Origin of the sequence: Rhizorhapis sp., from assembly GCF_035276005.1 — a bacterium.
GTDB lineage: Bacteria > Pseudomonadota > Alphaproteobacteria > Sphingomonadales > Sphingomonadaceae > Rhizorhapis.
In genome coordinates, this window is sequence record NZ_DATEMB010000051.1 from 1 (window position 1) to 4,187 (window position 4,187).

The following is a 4,187-nucleotide window of genomic DNA, read 5'->3' on the forward strand; positions in this document are numbered from 1 at the left end:
GAGGTTCCGACATTTCAAAGACCGGGCCGAAATAGGCAGGTCGGAGGGATGTAGGACAGGGAAGAATGAGGTCTGTAGGATGTTTTTTGCGCCGGCTGTGGCCCGAAGGTTACAGTCGGCGGAGCAGGGGCGGTTTCCGGCGACCTGTTGCCATTGAGCAATTCGTGCTCCTGCGAAGGCAGGAGCCCAGTTCAGACGGCGGGCCTGGGCTCCTGCCTTCGCAGGAGCACGTTACGCTTCGACCACAAACCTTGTCCGCTCTCCACCCATGCCCGCCTTCTTCCGCTGCGTCAGGCTTCGCTTCGCAGTAACGTAAGGCGCGCCTTGCCGATATCGCGCGTTGCATCGATAGCGAAGCCCTTCACCGCCACATCCTCGCGCCGGTCGGTTTCGATGCTGATCCAGGTCGCGGGGCCGGTCCAGCCGAGGCGCCCGAGCTTGTCGAGTGCGACCGCACCCGCGCCGCTATTATAGGGCGGGTCCATGAAGATCAGGTCCAGCGGCTTTTGCGCCGGCCCCAGGGACAGCACGCTGTTCTGGCGGATGTCGGGGCGCAGACCGAGCTTGTCGCCATTGGCCCGGATCGCGTCGATCGCGGCACGATCCTGCTCCACGAAGATGCAGCTTGCCGCGCCGCGCGACAGCGCTTCGAAGCCGAGCGCGCCGGAGCCGGCGAAGAAATCGCCGACGGCGAGCCCCTCGAAGGACCCGATGCGGCTCAACAGCATCGAGAACAGGGTTTCGCGTGTGCGGTCCGCGGTGGGGCGGGTGGCGTCGCCCTTGGGCGCGACCAGCGGGCGGCCGCGCCACTGACCTGCGACGATCCTCATTTCGGCGCCTTCAGGCTCTTGCGGAAGAGGATGAGGTCATGCTGCCGTACTTCCTCGACCGCGCCCTGCGCCAGTTCGCCGAGGTGAAAGGGGCCGTAGCTGGTACGGATCAGGCGGCTCACCTGCAGCCCCAGATGCTCCAGCACGCGGCGGACTTCGCGGTTCTTGCCCTCGGTCAGGGTCATTTCGATCCACTGGTTGCGGCCGGTCCGCCGCTCCAGATTGGCTTCGATCTGGCCGTAGCGGACGCCGTCAATCTCTATGCCCTCGAACAGATCCTCCAGCTGCGCCTGGCTGACTTCGCCGAAGGCACGCGCGCGATAGGTGCGCGGCACGCCGGTCGCGGGCAGCTCCATCTGGCGCTTGAACTCGCCGTCGGTGGTGAGCAGCAGCAGGCCCTCCGTGGTCATGTCGAGCCGCCCGATCGGCATTAGGCGGGGCAGGTCTGCGGGCAGCCTGTCATAGATGGTCGGGCGGCCGCGCGGGTCGCGCTCGGTGGTGAGATAGCCCGACGGCTTGTGGAAAAGGAACAGGCGTGCCGGCGCGGGCGCGGCGACGGGCTTGCCGTCGACCGCGACGCCATGGAGCGACGCAAGCAGGGTCGCGGGGGTCGTCACCGCCTCACCATTCAGGGTGACGCGGCCTTCCTCGATCATCCGCTCGATCTCCCGGCGGGAGGCGACGCCCGCGCGGGCGAGCAGCTTGGCTATGCGCTGCGGCTCATTCGTGCCGCTGGCTACAGCTGCCGCACGGGCAGGGTGCGGATTGACCGGCTTGGCGGGCGCGGTCGGCTTTTTCCGGACGGGCGGCCGTGCCGGCCGAGAACCGGCACCAGGGGCGGCTGGGCGCTTGGGGCCGCCCGGTCCAGTCCGACGCGGCGGTCCAGATTTTTTCGGCGGTTCCAGGGGGCAGTTCCTTTTCATGGAGCCAGGGCCTTCCCATATCCGAAAGGCCATGAAAGTGACGAATGGTGCTACCCTTTCGCCAATGCGACGGGCGCCTCCGAAACCGGTTGGCTGCACGGCGTGTTGATCGGCTGCATGGCGTAAATGGGGCGGATCGGCAAATGTTTTTCGGGTTTGTCAAAGGGGAAGCGAAGGCAAGGCGTCAGTATAAGGCGATCCGCAGCGTGCTGATCGTCGAGGATGAGCCGCTGGTGGCCTTCGACAATGAGCATGCGCTGGAACTGGCGGGCTATCGCGTCGCGGCGACGGTCGACGATTATGATCATGCCGTGAACGTGCTGGAGGAGGATGACGTCGATCTGGTGATCGCGGACATCACCTTGCATGGCGACAAGACTGGCATCGATGTGGCGCGGGAGGCCCATGAGAAGGGGCTGCCGGTACTGTTCGTGACCGGCGCCTGTCCCAGCGACGCGCATGAAATCGCGGTGGGTTGCCTCGCCAAGCCCTGTCTGCCGCGCGACCTGGTGGCAGCGATCGCGGTGATCGAAGCAACGCTGCGCGGCGCCGAACCGCCGCGCTTCCCGATGGGACTGCATCTGTTTGGAGACCTGGCGGATCTGGGTGGTTTCCAGTCATAGCCCCTCCCCTTCAGGAGGGGTTGGGGTGGGGGCGAGCGAAGCGAGCTTCTACCCGGCCGCGCAGAGCGCCGCTGACGCGGCGACCCACCCCCGTCCTCTCCCTTGAAAGGGAGGGGTGATTTGAGGTCCGCTCCTGGCCATTCGGCGACGTTCCTATCCCACAAGGGGACGAAGCTTGACTCTCCCCCCTTCCACCAACCACGTCCCGCTTGTTTCCCAGGCATTTGGCCATATGGTGGCGTGATGGATGCCACCTGGGGGATATAAGTGACGGGCGCTGCCGAAGATGCGAAGAATTGGAAGGACGTCATGCGTCCTTATTTCAGGCCGATGCCCTTCGTGTCGCTACTGATCGGCATATCCAGCGGCTTCCCGCTGATGCTGTTGCTCGGAACAATGGGTTATTGGCTGTCAAAGGTCGGCATTCAAAAGTCGACCATCGGTTTCGCAATTGGCCTGACCACACCATACACGTTGAAATGGTTGTGGGCGCCGATTGTCGACAAGTTGCCCCTGCCGTTGTTGACGCGGCTGTTCGGCCAGCGTCGCGCCTGGCTGTTCTTCGTCCAGACGCTGCTGTTTTGCGCCATATGGATGCTGGGGAGCAGTGATCCTGCCCACCACCTTGGCTATTTTGCTTTTTGCGCGATCCTCGTTTCTTTCCTTGGTGCGACACAGGACATCGTTATCGACGCCTATCGAATTGAGATATTGAGCGACGACGAACTGCCCTATGGCACCGCGACCAATCAGTTCGGCTATCGTCTAGGCGCTTTCTTTTCGGGCGTCGGCACCATCTTTCTTTATTCGCCTGAAACCGGTCTGGGGCTGGGATGGGGCTTAGCCTATGGCCTGACCGGATTGCTTGTTCTGCCTGGTGCGATAGGCGCGTTGATCGCCGGGCCTGGCATCTATGTAGATCGCCATGCCGAAATGGCGGGTAAGAGCATTTCCGTTTGGCTCAAGGAAACGGTCCTTAATCCCTTCATCGAATTTCTCGGACGGCGCGGATCGGTGCTAATCCTGTCATTCGTGCTATTGTACAAAATCGGAGACGCCATGGGGCAAGGTATGCTCAATCCCATGATTGTAGATCTGGGTTTTACCGATGCCGAGTTCATCGCGATCAACAAAGTGGTCGGCTTCTGGGGCCTGATCATCGGAACGGCGCTGGCTGCGCCATTCATAGCTTGGCTGGGCATGGGACGTGCCTTGCTTTGGTCCGGCTTGATGATGATGCTGAGCAACTTCACCTTTGTCGGGGTCGCGATGCATGGTCATTCTACATTGTGGCTCACTATTGCGGTGGCGACCGAACAGGTGACGAGCGGCATTGGATTGACCGTGTTTGTGACCTATTTATCTGGGCTTTCGAGTTTGGCCTACACAGCAACGCAATTTGCGTTGCTGTCGTCTTTTGCCGCCGTCGGACGAACCTGGCTCGCTGCACCAGCCGGGATTATCGCGGAACACGCCGGCTGGGTAGGCTTCTGGCTGACCACTATTGTTGCTGCTCTACCAGGAATGGCATTGCTTTGGCTCATCTGGCATAAGGGGTTTGTCGTGGACAGTGTCAGGCAGCCAAGCACCGACGACGATTAAGGGAAGCGGGCCGCCAGAAGGTCAGCCCGCCGCGTAAAGATCGAGCGGGCGGCCCAGGTCGCTATGCGCCTGCGCCACGGCCTGAAGGCAGGTAAGCGCCCCCAGCGCATCGTCATTGCCGAGCAGGGTCACGATCTTTTCATAAGCGGCATGCGGCTCTTCGAGCGCAGTGCCGATCGCGTCCAGAAGCAGGCCTTCATCGGCGGTCA

At 62.5% G+C, this 4,187-nt stretch carries 4 protein-coding genes and 1 pseudogene; 2 read left to right on the top strand and 3 right to left on the bottom strand.

The window, feature by feature from the left end; translation table 11 throughout:
• Positions 1-290: 290 nt before the first annotated feature.
• Together rsmD and VJS46_RS10925 are read right to left on the bottom strand one after the other, a co-directional pair.
• Entirely contained in the window at positions 291-830 is a 540-nt protein-coding gene (gene rsmD / locus VJS46_RS10920; protein ID WP_324060080.1) for a 16S rRNA (guanine(966)-N(2))-methyltransferase RsmD, read from the bottom strand.
• Positions 827-1,735 (bottom strand): pseudouridine synthase, encoded by a 909-nt coding sequence (locus VJS46_RS10925; RefSeq protein WP_324060083.1) that lies wholly within the window; start codon positions 1,733-1,735, stop codon positions 827-829. Before VJS46_RS10925 ends, rsmD begins: the two co-directional genes overlap by 4 nt.
• 161 nt (positions 1,736-1,896) lie before the next feature.
• On the opposite strand from VJS46_RS10925, the gene VJS46_RS10930 reads away from it, so the two are divergent.
• Both VJS46_RS10930 and VJS46_RS10935 read left to right on the top strand, forming a co-directional pair.
• Positions 1,897-2,376 (top strand): response regulator, encoded by a 480-nt coding sequence (locus VJS46_RS10930; RefSeq protein WP_324060081.1) that lies wholly within the window; start codon positions 1,897-1,899, stop codon positions 2,374-2,376.
• Positions 2,377-2,643: 267 nt separating this feature from the next.
• On the top strand, positions 2,644-3,978 hold the full coding sequence (locus VJS46_RS10935; protein ID WP_324060082.1) for an AmpG family muropeptide MFS transporter: 1,335 nt from the start codon (positions 2,644-2,646) through the stop codon (positions 3,976-3,978).
• 21 nt (positions 3,979-3,999) lie between these two features.
• Here VJS46_RS10935 and VJS46_RS10940 read toward each other — a convergent pair.
• Positions 4,000-4,187, bottom strand: a pseudogene (locus tag VJS46_RS10940) (hypothetical protein); the annotation flags it as partial.